Here is a 16,851-nt window from a genome sequence, read left to right as displayed (position 1 = left end):
GACTAGGTCGTGCGCGGCCCGGTGGCCGCCGTGCATATCTACTGTTCTTCGATGCCCTCAAAGCGCATCGAAACCGAATAGTTAGCTCCCTTTAGCATATTAGTGCAATTTGGGTCCGTTCCCTCGAGCCATATGCGAACGGTTACCGGCTTGTCCGTATCTTTTATTAGGTCGAACATGTCGCTGGCAGCGTTCGCTGCTCCCGAGTCGAGCCCAAAGACGGTGGCCGCACCAGACGAGCCCCCGCCTCCGTTGGGGTTGTAGACCCAGGTGTGGCCATCGGCGGTAAAGCTCATGCGCATGGCGCTGGCCATGCCCTGCGTGTCGGAGCTAAACCGCGTGCCGGACACGCCGCCGTCGCCGTCCTGCCCGGTCAGGCGAACGCGCAAGTCCGTGCTGCTCATAAAGTGCAGCGTGAACTCCAGGTAGGCGCCGGTGGCGGGGTCGGCGGTAGAGCCGTCTTCGAAGGTGAAGGTCTGGTAGTCGCTCGTGGTGACGGGCTTGAGCTTGGACGCGTCGATGTCCACGCCCTTTTCGCTGGCGATGCGCGCCGAGATCTGGTCGAAGCCCAGGCTGTGGACGTATTCGTCGAACGTGGCATGCTCGTCCAGGTCAAAGCGCAGCGAACCGTCGGCGTTGGCGTCGATCATGAGCATGCGGGTTTTGGCGCTATCGGCGATGGAAAACCAGGCAAAGGTTGCCATGGCTATTGCCACCAGGGCAAACAGCACCAGCACCACAGTGGTGGTGAGCTTGCGGCGCAGGTCGGTTTCGGCGGGCGCGGCGGCGCCGGCGGGCTTGCCGGTGGCGGGCGTGCAGCTGGCGGCGGGTTGCTTACGCGTCATGGCTACTCACCGTCCAGGGTCGCAAAGAGCGCCAGGTGCAGGGTGCCCGGGTCTTGATGCAGGTAGTCGGCGCTATCGGGGTCGGTTCCCTCGATGTAGTAATAGATGTCCAGGCGATAGATCTGGCCCAGCGCCAGCGTGGCGAGCGAGTTTTGCGGGCGCTCGGCCGTCTCGCTCGTGTCCAGCGTAAAGGTGGCCGGGTCCTGCGTCACGTTGGCGCCGCAGGTGAGCTGACCGTTTTGCCAGCCCAGGAGCATGCCCTCGGTGTAGCCCGCCAGGCCTGCAGGGGCAGTCGCCGGGTGCTCGGCGCGGTGACCACTATCGGAGCTATCGAGCTCAAAGATGTTGGCGGCAAGCACCTGGTTGCCGCTCGAGATCTTTATGCCCACGCGGGCCGCGCGTAGCAGATCGGCATCGGCGCCCTGCGGGACCAGCGATTCGGCCAGATACAAGCTGACCTTACCCTTTACTTTGCTGGCGCCCGTTCCGGTAATGGTGGGGCGCAGATTGATCCAGCCGTGGTAGAACGCTGAACCGTTGTCTTTTGCCTGCTCAAACACCGTGGCATCGCCGGCGGAGTTGTTTTGCGCGCAGGCAGCAAAGCCGTTGAGATCGAAGGTCGAGACCGGATAGAGCGTCACGGCGCCAGTCGCATTGGAAGTCAGGGAAACATCGCCCTGCTGCGACCAGCTGCCGCGATCGGCGTCGCCCAGCTCCAGCACCAGCTTGGACGTGTCGCTGTGCACACTCACCGAATTGGTGTTGACCTTCATGTTGTTGGTAAACCAGGCGTAGGTCGCGGCGCCCAAGGTGGCGGCGAGCGCCACCATAACGAGTGCAATGTAAGCACACGCGCGGCGGGTGTGGTGGCGGGTGGTGGTTGCGGGCTCGGTGGGCTCGAAGGCGGCGGTTGCCGCCGTGTTGACGCGCGCCGTCTCTGCCTCGCTGCCGTCTAGCTGCATCTGCTTCTTATCTTGCATGCCACTCGCCCCCTTATGCCTTGGCCGCGGCAAAGGCAAGCTGCAGCGCCACATCGCGGGCCTGGGCCTCGTCGATGCAATTGGCGTCGCAGCCTTCCATGTACACAACGTAGCGAACGCTTGCCACCTCGTTGGCGGCCAGCGTGCAGATGGGCGTGGCGGCTGCGCGCGCCGTGGACGTGTCGCCGGTGCCGTCCATGCTGTAGGCGCTTATGGCGCGTGCGGGATCGGCGGTGTAGGTCCAGCCCGAGGCGCCAGCTGCCACGACCACGCCGTCTTGCGCGGTGGTGCGCCTACTGGTGGCGCCCGCGGTATTGCCCAGATCGTCGCAGGTAAAGATATGCGTTTGCGTGCCCGACTGGGTTGTAATTACCAGACCCAGGCGCAGCGCGGCCAGCAGCTGCGGGTCGCTCGTCACGCTCATCTGGCCCTGATACAGGTACACGTTGAGCGCGCTATCGCTGCCCTTAAGGTACAGCGTGCCCGAGAGAGCGTAGTCGTCCAGCTGTGCGGTGCAGTCGGCGTAGTCGGTCGTGATGCCCGCGGCGTTTTGGAACGTGCCACGCCAAAAGCGGGAAAGGTCTGCCGTCGAGATGGGATAGAGCGTCTTGTCGGCGGCGGCAAGCGTTGCCGTTGTGTCCCAGGGTCCGTTGGCCGAAAGACCAATCTGCAGGTCGGTACCCTCGTCGCTTACCGTGTGCGCCACGGGCGTCACGTTGGTGTAGCGCGAGTTGCTAAACCAGGCGTAGGTGGCCGCGCTCATGGCGGCTACCAACACCAACATCCATGCAGCCGCGGCAACCATGCGACGGCGCGAGTTTAGGATGTCTTTGATGTTCGATGTACTCATACCCAGCCCCCTTACGAACGCTTGCCGGCAAAGCGCAGCGCCAGCGATTGCAGGCTGGTGGCGGCCAGATTGTTGGTACAGTCGGGGTCGCAGCCTTCCAGCCACACGTACACATCCACGCGCACGGGCGTGCTGCGGTTGGTGCCCTTGGCAGCGGCGGGCAGGCTGCAGATCTTGGTCGTAGCCTTCTTGAGGCTCACGATGCCAGTGTCTTCGTTGTAGTCACAGAAGTTTGCACTGGTCAGCTGGTCAAAATGAACCGTTGTTCCATCGGAGCGGGTGCTGTCGAGCACCAGGTGATTCTGCTCGTTCTCGCCGGCATCCTTGCCGTCGAGCGTGTTGTAGCGCGCCTGGGGATTGCGCTCGCCCGAGACCTCAAAGATGTACTGGCCCGTAACGGTATCGCCCTGCCCCGGCGCATAGGTAACCAGGCCCACGCGCAGGGCGGTGGAGATGGGGTTTGCCGTGTCCTGCTCGGTAAAGTCGATGCCCGACAGGTACACGTCAGTCGCGGCCGAATTGGTAGCCAGGTACAGGGAGGTCTTGTAGTAGTCGGAGTGCTCGGCGGCGCCAAACATGCTGGCAAAGAGCGAGTCCTGGGTGGTTCCGCCGGTAAAGCCCGTTACCTTTTGAAAGCCGTTGAGCACGTTGTCGGTCGAGACGGGATCGAGCAGACCCGTAAAGCTCAGGCCGGCGTTGGTTTTGTATTCGCCGTCGTACTCGTTGGAGATGAGGAAGGTCACGCCCGTGCCCGCGGCCATCTTGACGTCGGTGATGTGGCGGTTGGCGTTGTAGATGTACCAAGCATACGTTACGGCTCCGGCAGCAGCAAGCGCCACCAGCAACGTGGCGAGCATGCGATTGAACTGTTTTCGCAGCGAGCGCGCGTCCGACATGCCCCTCCCCAAAATGCCGTGTTGCAAACTACCTGGACACCATTTGCCCATAATGGGCATTATTTTACGCGAACGTGCAGTTCATCGGGGGTACAAACGCGACTTTTCGCGTGCTGTTCGCGCTGCGGCAGACTCCGATGGGGCCACAATTCACCAGTTTTTTAAAATAGTTCTTGCCACTGGGTGGGAGCTCCGTTATATTATTCCCTGCGCACTCGCGCACCCTTGATCGGGCGTTTAGCTCAGGGGGAGAGCGCTTCCCTGACACGGAAGAGGTCAGAAGTTCAAATCTTCTAACGCCCACCAATTATTCAACCGGTCTACCTGCGGAAATGCGGTAGACCGGTTTCTTGTATATAGCGCTGTATCCCAAATGTATCCCAAAAGGCGGCGCGCGAGCACTCGCTGGAGGCGGCGATGAGGGACATCGCCAGAAACGACCTGGTCATCCTGGACGAGTTCGGCTACGTGCCGCTGGACCTCGACAGCGCGAGGCTGCTGTTCCAGGGGGTGTCGGACTGCTACGAGAGGCACAGCCTGGTCATCACCACAAACATTGAGTTCAGCAAGTGGGGCACGGTCCTGGGGGACGACAAGATGGCGGCGGCGATGATCGACCGCATCGTCCACCACGGCCGCCTGGTCGAGTTCACCGGCGCGAGTCACCGTATGGAGGCGACGCTCATGCTCGGCAAGGCGGTGGGATAGGTTAACGCGGCGTGTTTGCCAAAGTGCTCAATTTGGTCGCGCCACAATGTTCAGTTTGTCGTCGGCACAAACAGCGGCTCCCGCGTTTGACAGCCCCGTGATCCCAGCGGGCGCGGGGGGACCGAGAAGAGCCAGGGCTCCGCCTCCTTGAGCGCGCCCACGTCGCCCCCGTGTTCGTCGAGAAGGGCACGCGCGGCCTTGACGCTCCGCGCCCCAGCGAGCCTAAGCTCAGTACTCCACGCGCTCGTCGGCTGCTGCGCCCTCCACCGCTTCGATCTCCGAGCGAAGGGCGTCCGCCACCTCTGCCGACCTCGCGTCCTCTTGCCCTTCCGCGAGCTCGACCTTCGCCGCCTCGTCGCCATGAGTCTCACCGTCCATGTATCCTGCTTTCAAATCGCGGCAGGCACAACAAGGCGCCCGCCCAGTTACTCGATACGAGCAGCCTAGACGGGCGTCACAAAGTGGCAGAGGGGCACGACTCTAATGCCAGGCATCTGCTGGTATCATTAGAGTGCAGCATTGGTTATGGGAGAGGACTTCACATCCCACAGCCAGTCAGACCTAAGTTGGCTTCGTCCTGCTATAGATTGAGGTGAAGGCGATTGACTGATCAACAAAGTGAGACGATCGAGATTTCCGAACAGATTCGCGACAAGAAAAAGGATGTGCGATTCAGCACTCGCGAATACGTTGCGGAATACCTCATCAATAAGTTCAATGCTGATGCATTCTACATTCCGCTTGACTATCAACGGAACTTCGTCTGGACGGACGTTGACTGCAGCTACTTTATTGAGTCTGTGCTAATTGGTCTGCCCATTCCCTACATGTTCTTTGCCGATGCTGAAGATGGCAGAACGGAAATCGTTGATGGAGCGCAAAGGATGAACGCCTTGGTGAACTTTGCCAGAGGCGATTTAACCTTGTGCAATCTAAACATCCTTACATCTGTCAACGGAAAGACCTATTCAGAACTTCCCATAGAAGTACAAAGAAGATTCGATAACGCGAGCTTTCGAGTGGTTTACCTTGAGGAAGGGACCACCTTTGACGTCCGACAGGAGATTTTTCGTCGTATCAATTCATCGGGCAAGCAGCTCAAATCGCAAGAAATTCGCCGTGGCTCCATGGGCGGCGATTTTACAAAACTAGTAAGCGAGCTCTCCAATGATCCGCTCTTTATAAAACTTGCCCCGTTAAGCGAGACGGCGCGCAAACACTACGATGACATGGAACTTGTCACTCGTTTCTTCGCCTATGCAGACGGCTACCCAGATTTCGAGGGTTACAAAGACCGCGTTGCTAGTTACCTGGATGAATACACGAATCGCATGAACATCGAGCTTGCCGAGTCACCTGACAAGCGCAATGAACTCGTCGCTCGCTTCAAAGAAATGTTGGAATACGTTGAGAAGTGCTTGGGAGACAGGGGTTTCAAAAAGACACCGACAGGAAAAACGACTCCTCATGCGCGTTTCGAAGCTATTGCGGTCGGCGTTGCCGTGGCGTTGTCGGAGGACAAGGACCTTTCGCGCAAAGACATGTCTTGGGTTGATTGCGAAGAGTTCCAGACCCTTGTGCGGTCAGACTCGGCAAACGTAAAGGCCAAGTTGAAAGCTCGCATTGATTTCGTTGCCAACAAGCTGAAGGCGGAGCGGTAAACCTTATGGATTCCAATGACTTTAACTTGGGGTACGAAGAGGTCTACAACGACCGCCTTGGTGAGACCAAGAGCATGATTACGCTCGCGACCCTGCTCGATTCGCTTGACCAAGGTGCAGAGGGCGTGCGCTACAATGCTGTAATGCGAGGAGCGTACGAAAACGCTGAAAAGGCAAATCCCAGTGGCCTGCCCTCATCGACACCAGATGTGACCCTCGTTTCCAGTGTCATCCGCTCCAACGTCAAGCTTATGATCTACAACATCATTGAGTACTCGGTCACTAATCTCATGCAGGCGATTTACGACAGAGTAAAGGACGAGGGTTGCGGCTACGCTGAGGTTTCCGAAAAGCTTCAATCGATTTGGCACCATACCCAAATGTATAACGGGTTGAGCGACCCAAAAGCCAGCAATAGTACTGCCGAGTCCATAAGCAAGAGGTTGCTTGATCATGCTGTTAAAAATAACGTACTTCAATTCAGCGTTCGGAACACCATCGCCGGTGGAAATCTAGATGCAGACAAAATCCTCAAGCTCTTTGATGACCACGGAATATCGATTCATGATGATATAGCGAACTGCAAGAGGGATGAGATTAAGAGCGAGCTTAAAGACATCAAGAATCGACGGAATGACCTAGCTCATGGATCAATTTCGTTTGCAGAAGCAAGCAATCAGGTGACAACATCGGAGCTTGCGGAGCTAGTCAATCATGTTGACTCATTTTTGATGCAGCTCCGCAAGGATGTTTCGACCTATCTCAACGCCGGTGAATATCGGCGCGGTATGACCGAATCAGAAGAGGGCTAGTGTACGCAAGCGGCAATTATGCTTTTGCCAACCGCTTCGCCGAGCTTTGGTGGCACGGCGTTTCCAATATGCCGTGCCACAGCTTTCTTGCTGATCTTCTCGCCAGGCCTAATGAACTTGTAATCCTGCGGGAAGCTCTGCAAGACGGCACCCTCACGCAAGGTTAGGGCTCGATTTTGCTCTGGATGCCCAAACCGGCCCGTACCGTACATATAGAACTGCGTAGTTATAGTTGGGGACGTCTCGTCCCAAGCCATCCTCCCGTAGACCGCAGGGTACGTTTGGCCAGCAGCCTTTTTATGACAATCAAGCCTCAGGTCCTCAGGCCAATCTCGCCACGTGCCATTAGGCGTCGAAGCCTTAATGCGCTTCAAGTTTAGTTCTGATAGCGCCGACGCCGTTTGCAGAGAGTCCCCCCTGCAAGAGCCGCCAGCGCTCACGGCAGGCAGCGCACCTATTGCCTGCCGAACCGTAACAGCATGAGCGTTATCATTCGTAGGGTCAATCAAGCTGATGGACCCATTTTTAGAAGCTAGCAGAATCAATCGCCGCCGATGCTGGGGCACACCGTACTCCTCAGCCTTTACGACGCTGTATTCCACCGAGTATCCGGACTCCTTAAGCGTGTTCAAGAAACCAGAGAAGATGCTCTCCTTCTCGAGCTCGGGCACGTTCTCCATGGACACGTAATCTGGCTGCACTTCACGTACAAGCCTCCCAAACTGCGCAAGCAACCCCCAGTCCTTGTGCTTCTCGCGATGCTTCTTGTCCTTGCGGTGCTTCGAGAAGGGCTGGCAAGGAGCGCACCCTACCAAGACTTTGATGTCAAAGTCCTTCAGGAGCTCCTTGACTTCCTCCCCGGTGACCTCGGCGATGTTCTTGCAGATGAACTTGTCCTTGCCGTTGTTCGCATCGTAGGCGTACTGGCAAGAGGAATCGAGGTCAAACCCAGCCACCACATCGATGCCAGCGGTGCGTAAACCGTAGGTCAGGCCCCCGACCCCGCAAAACAAATCCACAGCACCAATGGAGGCGCTCTGAGCCTTATCCTCCGTGGAACTATCAACGCTCATCGCAATCACCCCTTCGGCGTCCTAGAATGACCGTATGCGAGCGTCACAAACTCGAAAAGAATTCAACTCGCTAACTTTATAGATTAGCAGCAATCAGAGGGATTGGAGACCTGAGCTTTAAAACGTCACCGAACGGCTGTTTGCTTCCCGTGAACAGCAGAAGTGCAGGTAAAACGCCTTGGCCTCGATTTGCTTGATCGCCTGCTCCAAGTACGGCAATCCGGAGAGGTCATGGCCGCCGGAGGCCGTGCAAAGCGCTCCGCTTGTATGGTCGCCCGTGCTCTTTCAGCCTGCGTTCGCCGCATGCCAGATGAGCGTGCCCGCCGTGATCCTACCGCCCTCGTCCACATGCTCGAAGAGCTTGCGGGTAACGGCCTCGTCGTACTTCTCGGGGTCGTGGGAGCACCAGCTGAGGAACGTGTCGTGGTCGCCTCCAGCGGCCTCGTAGCTGATGCCGATGTTCTTCCAAGTCTCGTAGTTCTTGGGCGGCTCCATAGAGAGGAACGCCAAGTCGGCCTTCTCCTTATCGTTCATGCTGGCTCACCCCGCAATCGAGCTGCGAGGCGGCGCTCCCCGTGACCGAGCTGTAAGATGCAGCCACGACAGGCCCCCGGCCTGTCCACTCGCCGCCGGTGGCCCCGCCGCCAAGTATACGGCCACCGGTGTCATTTTCCTTGAATGCTTCCATAGGCATCGCTAGTCCTCAATGCCGAGCATGTCGCAGATTTTCTGCCCGCTGATCGCTCAGGTGCCGCCGATCATCATCGCGGGGAGCGTCCCGTCCGCGCACCACTTCTGGACTTGGCGCAGGCTCCACCCGCCGATCTCGGCCACGTGCTTGGGGGTCTCGCACACCTTCACGTCCGCGCGCCGGATTTGCGAGCAGCCGAGCGGCTCCTTCCCATGCCCTATTCTCGCCTTTGTACCGAGCCATTCAGTCACCGCCCTAACCTCTGAGCTACTAATGACGTGTGATCACGGTTAAGACTGTACAAGAGCGAATTGCCGCGTTTAACTGTGATTATGTAGTGCAGCAGCGGCAAAACTGCTTGACGGCGCGGGACTTCCATTTTGCTTTGCGACTGCTTGGACGGCCAAATTGCTCATTTGCTGACTTATAGCAATGCCCCAACGGCACCGTCGCGTTTGCAAACAGCCGCGGCCAACAGCAAGAACATCAGCAATTCCGTCGGCATGCATCGGACGTCCGCCGCTGGGGTATCCTTGGAGCACATGCACCACAAGCCGCACAAAGGAGCCGCCATGCGCACCGAGCTCGATGTTCCCTTTTTGCACAAAGACGAGGCCAAAGCCCTGGGCGCCAAGTGGGACCGGATCAAAAAGATCTGGTACGTGCCCGATGGCGTCAACCCCGAGCCCTTTGCCGCGTGGCTGCCCGGCGTGGATCGCTCCGACCCCAGCGCACCCTACATCTACCTGGTGCTGGGCAAGCGCGAATGCTGGAAGTGCCACGAGCAGACGACGGTCGCGGCCTTTGGCATTCCGTATCGGGTGGCCGAGGACTCGGGCAGCAAGGCTGCGCTCAGCGCTGCGCTTGCCATGGACGACGTGGGCCACATCGCGATCGACACCGCCCGCGCCAACGCCGTGGCCATCGTCCCCGCGCTGGGCTGCGTGCCGGCCGAAATCCGCGACTACCTGCGCGAGCGCTGCGGCTACAAGCCCGTAACGTCGCGCACCACCAAGACCGTATCGCTCTCCAGCACCTGCGCCGGCTGCGGCGCGCTGCAAGGCAGCCATTACCTGTTCGAGGAGCCCACGTCGCCGTTTGCACTCACGGCCATCAACAAGCTGCCCGCGCTGGAGTTCGTGCGCGTGGAAGTCGCCGGCGTCTACGGCATCCCCGACAGTCAGGACAACTTTGACCAGGCGCTCTTCACCTGGGCACGCGACCACCACACCCAGTTCCACAAAACCCTGTGCGAGGGGATTTACCTGTAGGGCAAAACTCGAAAATCGAGTCCAGTTATCCTCGGAAATCGAGTGTGGAATTCCTCGAAAATCGAGTATGCGCAGGTAGCTGAGTTGCGGGCTCGAGGGATTACAGCCCCAGAATATGTTCCAGATAGCCCTTGTTGAACCAGAACGATTGCTTGGTCATCCAGCGTCCGTCGGGCAGCTCGTAGGCGTTCCTCGTAATATCGCCGATTTCAGTTCCATCGGCGAATTTGTACGCAGCTTTTGACGTATGCGGGCGAACATGAACAATTGGATTGTCGGCCATACCGGGCAGATTGTTGGTCACCTTGAGCTTTCCGCTTGCATCCCGATACGGATTGAGCTCAACGCCCTCGCGAATGACCTTTCGCATCTCATCCCAGCAGGCCTTTGCGGGACCCTCGATTTCGTTTGCCGGCATTGCCCAGAATAGGCAGCGGTCAAGACGCCACTCCCCCTCGTGGTCCTCACGGAACACGACAAAGAAGAAACGGTTGGTCTCAAGGCGCGCACGGAAGGAAGACGTCTCCCACTCCTCGTTGATTAACTGCTTAAACTCAAACGGAGGGAAAGACATTGCCTGCTCGATGTGCCCCCTCTTATTAACGCGACAAACACGGACGTTAATCCCGGCCTTAACGAACTCCTCGGCGGCATTGCTTTTAATACCGAGCATACGATAAACGAGCGTTGTCCATTGCGCTTTATTGCCCGTGTACTCCAACCCGTACTGCTCCGCAATTTGGCGGTCGGTTTCGCCATAGTGACGCTCGATAAGACCAGTTACGCAGCTTTCGAAATCCGTGGACTCGTCCGCAGCCCGAACGATGCTCTCGCCAACACGCGGGGCACCGAGCACGTAGGTATGAAGCACGTAGTCCATATACGAGCGCTTGAGTGAAAAGGCGCGACGCTTTGCGCGGCGGCGTTCAATCTCGCCTGTATCGGTATTGAGATGCTCGTAATACTGGTCAACCCACATCGTCGCTTCGGTTGTGCCCTTTGTGCAGGCGCCCAAGTAGGTCGTCATACCCTCCGACAGCTCATCCGCGCGACCATCCTGAATGTACGAAATGATCTTCTCGTAGTCGGCGCGAATGATTTTCATGTCCTCTTCGGGCAGATGAACCATAACTGCACGCTCAATGCGCTGGTCGTATTTGTCGATCGAGCGGTCGCGGCCGTAGTAGATAAGCAGGATATTGCTGAGCTTGGTCTTAAGATGCGAACTATCGTAATCGAGTGACACCGGGCGATCGTAAGGAATCATCGTCAGAACGAGGCGCTCGCCGGCAGATTTGCGACCGTTCTTGAGCACATCGAAGCACGTTGCCTTGAGTTCGACGCCTGCCTCGGGAAAATCCGGCCGATCATCGCTGTTGGCCTTGTAGCCAAAGTAACGCTCCTCGATAAGGGTTCCCATGCCACCCTTGTACTTCTTGGACCCGAAGTCCTTGGGCGCACTCTCCCCCTCCGGCGCAATGCCAAGCTCAAGAATATCGCGAAACGTCATGCCGTCAAGATTGGCAGCATAGCGTTCAATGCTTGAGGGGTCAGAAAAATCAGTATCGTCAAGCATGCGCTTGAAATCGAGGTGCTTCTTTGACATGGTGTACCTCCGAAAGTCGCCGTTAGCCCCATGGTAGTTCAGAGCAGCATTTTCCTCCATGAAATTGAGGGCTTGATCTTGTCCGCTCGATCGGTTATTGTTGTGAGCACCATAAACGGACACAGCAGCGATTGGAGAAACGTGTCTGAGATTAACATTGCCGAGCTTTTTGCGGGCGTCGGCGGATTTCGGCTGGGCCTCGAAGGCTATGCCGACCCGCGTCATCCCGAGTTTTACATGAAGCCCGCCGGCCCCTTCCATACCATTTGGGCCAACCAGTGGGAGCCGCCCGGAACCAAGTCCCGTCAGTTCGCAGCCCGTTGCTACATGGACCGCTTTGGCGAAGATTCCGTTGTCAACGAAGATATCAATAAGGTATTGGAGCAGGCTGAGGCCGGCGAGATTGAAATCCCCGACGTACAAATGGTCGTCGGCGGCTTCCCCTGCCAGGACTACTCTGTTGCACGTCCGCTCAATCAAGCGCACGGTATCGAAGGCAAGAAGGGTGTCCTTTGGTGGGACATCTATCACTTTCTCGAGATGAAAAAACCCCGCTTCGGTCTCTTTGAGAATGTTGACCGTTTGCTCAAGTCGCCCGCATCTCAGCGCGGTCGCGACTTCGCCATCATCTTGAGCTGCCTCGCCGATCTCGATTACACCGTCGAATGGCGTGTGGTCAACTCTGCGGAATACGGCTTTCCCCAGCGCCGCAAGCGCGTTTACATCTTCTGCGAGAAGAACGCCAGCAAGGTCGATCTTGCCGATCGCATGCGTAACGGCGTTATGGCAAAGGCCTTCCCCGCCATCTATCCCGACGAAATGGCCGAGCTCGATGTCCTACCTGATCCTTACGAGAACTCGACTCGCTTTGGCGTTGGTCAAAAGACATCGCAGTTCAAAAACGCTGGCGTCATGCAGGGCTGTCATGTTCTGACGTGCGACTTCACTGAGGACTATCACGGCGAGCGCCGCGTGCTTGGCGATGTGCTTGTCGATGAGGCACTTGTTCCAGAGCAGTTCTACATCTCTGACGAAAAGCTTCCCGACTGGCGCTACCTTAAGGGCAGTAAGCGCGAAGAGCGCACCAATAAGAAGACGGGCTTTACGTACACGTATTCCGAGGGAGCCATGAGTTTCCCGGATGCCATCGATAAACCGAGCCGCACGATTCTCACGGGCGAAGGCGGGACGGGAGCCAGCCGTTTCAAGCATGTCATCGAGTGCCCCGACGGTCGTTTCCGTCGCCTTGTCCCCGACGAGCTCGATCAGCTCCAGGGATTCCCGAAGGGCTGGACCGACACCGGCATGACCGATGGCCATCGAGCCTTCTGCATGGGCAATGCCCTGGTCACGGGTGTCCCTCATCGCATCGGCGAGGCCATGGTTGAGGTGTACGGGCTGTAATTAAACTGCTTTTAGCATAAAGAAAACAAGGGCCAGTTCAATCCAGAACTGGCCCTCGTTATTTAGCTATCGAAAAATTCGAATTACTTGCCGTCAGGCACGATACCGACCAAGCTGACCGTTACGTCAAAGGTCGGAGCAGTGGTGTTCTTGCCCTGCTCGGACCAGTTTTGGCAGTCGGAGTCGGTACCTTCCATCCAGATGACAATCTTCATGTTCGTGCCGTTGTAATCGACGCTCGAAGCGACCTTTTGCGCGTTGCCGCTCGGCTTAATGTAGGCTTCGCCCGCTTTCGTGGCACCCCAGTTATCGCCGTTTTGATCAAGCGAATCAGTGCTAGAAAGGTGTAAATACGTAGGAGCAACAACCTTGTTTAGAGATTCGGAGTCGACGCACGACCAACCTGCAACGGTAGCCACGTCGTTGCCCGTATCGGTTGTCGAGGGAGCAGCTGGCGCATAGACAACGCGCAACACACCGTTGATCACAATGCCCACGCGCAGGCTGCCTATGATTTTATCGAACCATTTCTGCGTGCCGCCATGCTGCGTGATCGTAATGGGCGAGCCGTTGCTCGCGTCCAAATACGCATCGGCAACGCCCGTGTTCGCCACGGTATACAACGTGTAATTCGCAGCGGTGAATGCATAGTAATCGTTGCCCTGAATGGTGTACTTGCCGGGAGTCTCACCCGAAATGGATGTGTCGACTTTTTGATAGGTGCTCACATTAACGCCCTGCCAGCCTTGGGGAACGTACCAGTTTTTGGCATCGTTCGTCGATGACGGGCTAATCTCGTGACCGGTTGCAGAAGCAATCGTAGAGGTGTCGGAGCCGTGGTCGGGTGTGTCACCCTCAACGATTTGGAGTACCATGCCATTCGCTTGAGCAGAAATGGTGCTGGTAGTCGCATGAACTCTACTATTCGTGACAAACCATGCGTAGGTAGTTGCAGAAAGCGCCACCGCCGAGACGACGACGGTTAGCGCCGCTCCAATCAGCTGAATCTTGAGTTTCTTTACCGAATCGTGCATATCCGTCGCCTCCCTCCGTTAAAAAAGGGCAGGATCCCGGGCTGGGAACCTGCCCTTTTACCCAAAAAGCAAACAGCTACAAATTGGGCTTAGTTCTGATTGTTAGCAGTTGCGGTGAAGTTAATCTTCACGCTCTGCGACTCATCAAGCAAATTATCCTGAAGGTTCTTCGTATGAATGTTGGTATCGGAGCCCTCGTAGAACACATACACATTAACAAGAGTATCCTGACCAGCAGTCACAGTGCCGAGAACCGGTGCGGCTTTATTGCCCGCAGAAGAAAGCTTGATTTCGTACTTACCATCGTTCCCAAGACCATAAACAACCCAAGCAGAGTTATTCGCATTAGTGATAAGCACGCGGAAGGAAGTCTTCAAAAGCTGACCATCGGCTGCATCATTCAAGCCGTCAACGCTCTCAACCTTGAGATCGCTGAGGTTCTGTCCCTTGGAGCTGATGTTGAATTGCTCCTTCTTGGCAAATTGCTTATCGTTTGCCTGGTCAGGAGTTCCAACGGTCTTTAAATCGCCGTCAAGAGCGCCATTATCGAGATCCGTGCCGTAACCGGTCATAAACGTACCCTCGGTGGCCCCACCTTGCTCACCAAACGTAGCAGGATAAAGCTTGATAGGACCGGTAATTTGAGTTACCGCACTAGTCTTATCAGAATTATGGGCGCCAGTCTCCCCATTAGCGATTGTCATATACGCAGCATTAGATTGAGCGGCGATATTCGTAGTGGTAGCGTCGACCTTACTGTTCGTCACAAACCATGCGAAGGTGGCGGAGCCGAGGGCTACGGCTGCCACGAGGACCATGGCGATGGCGGCGCCCATCTGCTTCTTTAATGCCTTGGTATCCATACGGACCCCTTTCTTTCCCCATTCATCCCAGATGACCCTCGAGAAGCCCGGAAGGGGAGCCCGCGCTTTCGTGTTGGATGTTGCTTGCCCATCCTTTAGACATGGAATTGAGAATACCATAATTCTTACGATTTCCTTATGAGTTTTCGGCAGCCTACATTCAGGCAGATTCATAGGTCTACCTCGGGCTATATGTGGTGCTATGTGAACATCGTTTACCCTATTTGACCTCTCTCCCGCAAAGCCGTAAGCCCCTCTTAAGGCTTGCGACCGCAGCGACACGCCGTCGCATACATTCACCCTCCGCCATGCTTCGCCCTAGTCCTTCCCCCTCGCTATACTGGTGTGGCACGTGTCATTTTTGCCTGCTAAACGGGCTATTTGTTGGGAGGGCTCATGCCTGCCGCCACTCAACCCAAGGGAAGCGTTTCCGCCGGATCGATCAAGCCGGTGACGCGCAAAGCCGTCCGCTGCCAGCGCGAAGTCGCCTGGCTGGTCACGCAAGCGGCCGGCAAGCTCGTCGCCACCACCGACGACGTCAACGCGCCCACGCCCAGCTTTGTGCTGGCGGCGGCGTTGTCGTACACCCACGAACAGGAGCAGGCCGCTCAGAACCGTGACACCGCGATCGACTACAAGGCCGTCATGAACCCCGACCTCGCGAACTTTTGTGCGGCTGCGGGGCTGCCCGCAGCGCCCAACGCGCTTTCGGACGCAGGCTACATGTTCACGCTCTCGGGCGCTGACCTCATCCGCGACCTCTACGCCTACTGTAATGACCTGGACGAACGCATGGGAGACGCGACGCAGGTCAAGCCGGGCTACGCGATCAAGCTCGCGCTGCGGTTGTTCTTGCTGAACGGCGCCGCCGGCAACGGCGCTACCTCCGCAGACAACGCCTCCGCATAACAAAAGCGCCGGGCCGGAAAATCGATTCCGGCCCGGCGCTTGTTCGTTCTACTTGTCCCCATCTCCTGCGGGCGAGTTCTTTTGGTTGCGGCGGTTACTCCAAGTCACGTTGTGCTCCTTGTAATAATCGGGCGCCTCGTTGCCGCTCGCGCTAATGGGGTCGCTGCCGGTCAGGGTATCGGCAATATCCTGCACGAACTTAACGAACAGGCTCGAATCGTCGGTCTCGGACGATTCAAAGTCAAAACCAAACTCCACTGCGCCACCGATGATCTTGTCCACGCACTCCGGGTCGTCGCCGTCTAGCCAAATGACTACGGTGTACTTGTCCACGTCGCCCACGCGAAAGTTCTTGTGGCTAATGGTCGTCACCACGTCCTTGGACGCAAACGGCTCGGTGTTGGGCTCGGGGTTGCCATCGGCCGCAGCCGCCGCATAGGTGGTGGGCTCGCCATTGCGATACACCCTCACGCGCGCCGCCTTCTCCACGCCCTTGCTGGCGCTGACCACCTTGAGCTTGGCGCTATAGCCCAGATCGGTCTTGCCGGCGTTGCGGATATAGAAGGTGTACGCCACGTAGTTCTTGCCGTTGTGGCTACCGTCGATGTCGTCCAGGTTGTCGGGCAGATCCTCGGCAGCAATATTGGTGCCGTTATCCACGGCATCGGCGGCCAAGCGTGCGGTGGCGTTGTTAAAGTCGCCGTTGTCGGCAATGGCCACGCCGCGGCGGAACAGCTCCAAGCGGTTGAGGTTGATAGTGAAGTTACCCATGTTTTCCTGCATAAACGACAGGGCGAACAACACGCCAAAGGCAAGCGCCAGCACCACGAGGGCCTTTTGCAGCTTGTCCATGCGCAGCAGCGCCGTGCCGATGCGCTCCATGCGGCGCTTGGGCATGTACATGGAGACGACCGCGTCGGGGTCGATGTCGTCGAGGTCCTGGTCGGCCAGCGCCTGCTCCAGCTCCTCGATGCGCACCACGCCGCGCAGGTCGCGCTTGTGCTTGCTTTTGGGCTTGGACTTGCCGAAACGCTTGCGGGAGGTGGGAGGCTGATCGAGGGCGGAGTCCTCGCCGGGCGCGTCCTCGGCATTGACGCGGGGTGCGTTCTGCAACGTATCCTCGGCCTGGCCCTCGGTCAAATCCTCAGCCATGCCCTCGGCCAAATCCTCGGCTACACCCTCAGCCTGATTCTCGGCCAAATCCTCGGCAGCTTGATCTTTGTTGTCGTTGCGCTTGAACAGTGCCAT

General features: G+C 57.5%; 17 protein-coding genes and 1 tRNA gene. 7 read left to right on the top strand and 11 right to left on the bottom strand.

Going from position 1 to position 16,851, the window contains the following annotated elements; all coding sequences use genetic code 11:
* Positions 1-38: 38 nt before the first annotated feature.
* The 4 genes from DW645_RS02590 to DW645_RS02575 are packed head-to-tail and all read right to left on the bottom strand — an operon-like array spanning position 39 to position 3,571.
* Entirely contained in the window at positions 39-845 is an 807-nt protein-coding gene (locus DW645_RS02590; protein ID WP_117634339.1) for a hypothetical protein, read from the bottom strand.
* A gap of 2 nt (positions 846-847) precedes the next feature.
* Positions 848-1,825, bottom strand: a complete 978-nt coding sequence (locus tag DW645_RS02585) for a hypothetical protein (protein WP_118226137.1) — start codon at positions 1,823-1,825, stop codon at positions 848-850.
* Positions 1,826-1,838: 13 nt separating this feature from the next.
* Entirely contained in the window at positions 1,839-2,675 is an 837-nt protein-coding gene (locus DW645_RS02580) for a hypothetical protein (RefSeq protein ID WP_118226136.1), read from the bottom strand.
* A gap of 11 nt (positions 2,676-2,686) precedes the next feature.
* Positions 2,687-3,571, bottom strand: a complete 885-nt coding sequence (locus tag DW645_RS02575; RefSeq protein ID WP_118226134.1) for a hypothetical protein — start codon at positions 3,569-3,571, stop codon at positions 2,687-2,689.
* A gap of 231 nt (positions 3,572-3,802) precedes the next feature.
* Here DW645_RS02575 and DW645_RS02570 point away from each other — a divergent pair.
* Positions 3,803-3,877 (top strand) — tRNA-Val (locus DW645_RS02570).
* Between the two features lie 60 nt (positions 3,878-3,937).
* Positions 3,938-4,279 carry an ATP-binding protein gene (locus DW645_RS02565; RefSeq protein WP_117765506.1) on the top strand — a complete coding sequence of 114 codons (342 nt, stop codon included), beginning with the start codon at positions 3,938-3,940 and terminating at the stop codon, positions 4,277-4,279.
* A 228-nt stretch (positions 4,280-4,507) separates the two neighbouring features.
* Here DW645_RS02565 and DW645_RS09925 read toward each other — a convergent pair whose 3' ends face one another.
* On the bottom strand, positions 4,508-4,657 hold the full coding sequence (locus DW645_RS09925; protein ID WP_158559600.1) for a hypothetical protein: 150 nt from the start codon (positions 4,655-4,657) through the stop codon (positions 4,508-4,510).
* Positions 4,658-4,881: 224 nt separating this feature from the next.
* Between DW645_RS09925 and DW645_RS02560 the strand changes: the two genes are divergently transcribed.
* The gene (locus tag DW645_RS02560; protein ID WP_117842766.1) at positions 4,882-5,940 is read left to right on the top strand and encodes a DUF262 domain-containing protein; all 1,059 of its coding nucleotides are present in this window, start codon (positions 4,882-4,884) and stop codon (positions 5,938-5,940) included.
* 5 nt (positions 5,941-5,945) lie between these two features.
* Entirely contained in the window at positions 5,946-6,752 is an 807-nt protein-coding gene (locus DW645_RS02555) for an MAE_28990/MAE_18760 family HEPN-like nuclease (RefSeq protein ID WP_117842765.1), read from the top strand.
* On the opposite strand, the gene DW645_RS02550 is transcribed toward DW645_RS02555, so the two are convergent.
* Positions 6,749-7,825, bottom strand: coding sequence for a DNA cytosine methyltransferase (locus DW645_RS02550; RefSeq protein WP_118226132.1), 1,077 nt, complete (start codon positions 7,823-7,825; stop codon positions 6,749-6,751). The genes DW645_RS02555 and DW645_RS02550 overlap by 4 nt on opposite strands.
* A 285-nt stretch (positions 7,826-8,110) precedes the next feature.
* Positions 8,111-8,359: a PriCT-2 domain-containing protein gene (locus DW645_RS02545; RefSeq protein WP_118226130.1), complete on the bottom strand. Its 249-nt coding sequence runs from the start codon at positions 8,357-8,359 to the stop codon at positions 8,111-8,113.
* A 729-nt stretch (positions 8,360-9,088) separates the two neighbouring features.
* Here DW645_RS02545 and DW645_RS02535 point away from each other — a divergent pair.
* Complete coding sequence (locus DW645_RS02535) at positions 9,089-9,787, top strand: DUF5710 domain-containing protein (RefSeq protein ID WP_118226126.1); 699 nt, start codon at positions 9,089-9,091, stop codon at positions 9,785-9,787.
* Between the two features lie 100 nt (positions 9,788-9,887).
* Here the strand turns inward: DW645_RS02535 and DW645_RS02530 are convergent, their stop codons facing one another.
* Positions 9,888-11,393: a Sau3AI family type II restriction endonuclease gene (locus DW645_RS02530; protein ID WP_158568658.1), complete on the bottom strand. Its 1,506-nt coding sequence runs from the start codon at positions 11,391-11,393 to the stop codon at positions 9,888-9,890.
* 141 nt (positions 11,394-11,534) lie between these two features.
* Here DW645_RS02530 and dcm point away from each other — a divergent pair, with 141 nt between their 5' ends.
* Positions 11,535-12,797: a DNA (cytosine-5-)-methyltransferase gene (dcm, locus tag DW645_RS02525; protein WP_233540696.1), complete on the top strand. Its 1,263-nt coding sequence runs from the start codon at positions 11,535-11,537 to the stop codon at positions 12,795-12,797.
* 83 nt (positions 12,798-12,880) lie between these two features.
* Here dcm and DW645_RS02520 read toward each other — a convergent pair whose 3' ends face one another.
* Together DW645_RS02520 and DW645_RS02515 are read right to left on the bottom strand one after the other, a co-directional pair.
* Entirely contained in the window at positions 12,881-13,831 is a 951-nt protein-coding gene (locus DW645_RS02520) for a hypothetical protein (RefSeq protein ID WP_118226120.1), read from the bottom strand.
* Between the two features lie 89 nt (positions 13,832-13,920).
* Positions 13,921-14,694, bottom strand: a complete 774-nt coding sequence (locus DW645_RS02515; RefSeq protein WP_118226118.1) for a hypothetical protein — start codon at positions 14,692-14,694, stop codon at positions 13,921-13,923.
* A 384-nt stretch (positions 14,695-15,078) separates the two neighbouring features.
* Here DW645_RS02515 and DW645_RS02510 point away from each other — a divergent pair, with 384 nt between their 5' ends.
* A complete protein-coding gene (locus DW645_RS02510; protein ID WP_147356621.1) occupies positions 15,079-15,603 on the top strand; it encodes a hypothetical protein in 525 nt (174 codons plus the stop codon).
* Positions 15,604-15,651: 48 nt separating this feature from the next.
* Here the strand turns inward: DW645_RS02510 and DW645_RS02505 are convergent, their stop codons facing one another.
* Positions 15,652-16,851 (bottom strand): hypothetical protein, encoded by a 1,200-nt coding sequence (locus DW645_RS02505; protein WP_118226115.1) that lies wholly within the window; start codon positions 16,849-16,851, stop codon positions 15,652-15,654.

The organism is Collinsella sp. AM23-17 (assembly GCF_003470945.1).
GTDB lineage: Bacteria > Actinomycetota > Coriobacteriia > Coriobacteriales > Coriobacteriaceae > Collinsella > Collinsella aerofaciens_O.
Note: the sequence above shows the minus strand (reverse complement) of the source record. Positions and strands in the feature narration are given on the sequence as shown.

Excerpts from the sequence above, each read along its gene's own strand:
- DW645_RS02590 (WP_117634339.1), bottom strand. The coding sequence starts at position 845 with ATGACGCGTAAGCAACCCGCCGCCAGCTGCACGCCCGCCACCGGCAAG.
- DW645_RS02585 (WP_118226137.1), bottom strand. The coding sequence starts at position 1,825 with ATGCAAGATAAGAAGCAGATGCAGCTAGACGGCAGCGAGGCAGAGACG.
- DW645_RS02580 (WP_118226136.1), bottom strand. The coding sequence starts at position 2,675 with ATGAGTACATCGAACATCAAAGACATCCTAAACTCGCGCCGTCGCATG.
- DW645_RS02575 (WP_118226134.1), bottom strand. The coding sequence starts at position 3,571 with ATGTCGGACGCGCGCTCGCTGCGAAAACAGTTCAATCGCATGCTCGCC.
- DW645_RS09925 (WP_158559600.1), bottom strand. The coding sequence starts at position 4,657 with ATGGACGGTGAGACTCATGGCGACGAGGCGGCGAAGGTCGAGCTCGCG.
- DW645_RS02555 (WP_117842765.1), top strand. The coding sequence starts at position 5,946 with ATGGATTCCAATGACTTTAACTTGGGGTACGAAGAGGTCTACAACGAC.
- DW645_RS02550 (WP_118226132.1), bottom strand. The coding sequence starts at position 7,825 with ATGAGCGTTGATAGTTCCACGGAGGATAAGGCTCAGAGCGCCTCCATT.
- DW645_RS02545 (WP_118226130.1), bottom strand. The coding sequence starts at position 8,359 with ATGAACGATAAGGAGAAGGCCGACTTGGCGTTCCTCTCTATGGAGCCG.
- DW645_RS02535 (WP_118226126.1), top strand. The coding sequence starts at position 9,089 with ATGCGCACCGAGCTCGATGTTCCCTTTTTGCACAAAGACGAGGCCAAA.
- DW645_RS02530 (WP_158568658.1), bottom strand. The coding sequence starts at position 11,393 with ATGTCAAAGAAGCACCTCGATTTCAAGCGCATGCTTGACGATACTGAT.
- DW645_RS02520 (WP_118226120.1), bottom strand. The coding sequence starts at position 13,831 with ATGCACGATTCGGTAAAGAAACTCAAGATTCAGCTGATTGGAGCGGCG.
- DW645_RS02515 (WP_118226118.1), bottom strand. The coding sequence starts at position 14,694 with ATGGATACCAAGGCATTAAAGAAGCAGATGGGCGCCGCCATCGCCATG.
- DW645_RS02505 (WP_118226115.1), bottom strand. The coding sequence starts at position 16,851 with ATGGCACTGTTCAAGCGCAACGACAACAAAGATCAAGCTGCCGAGGAT.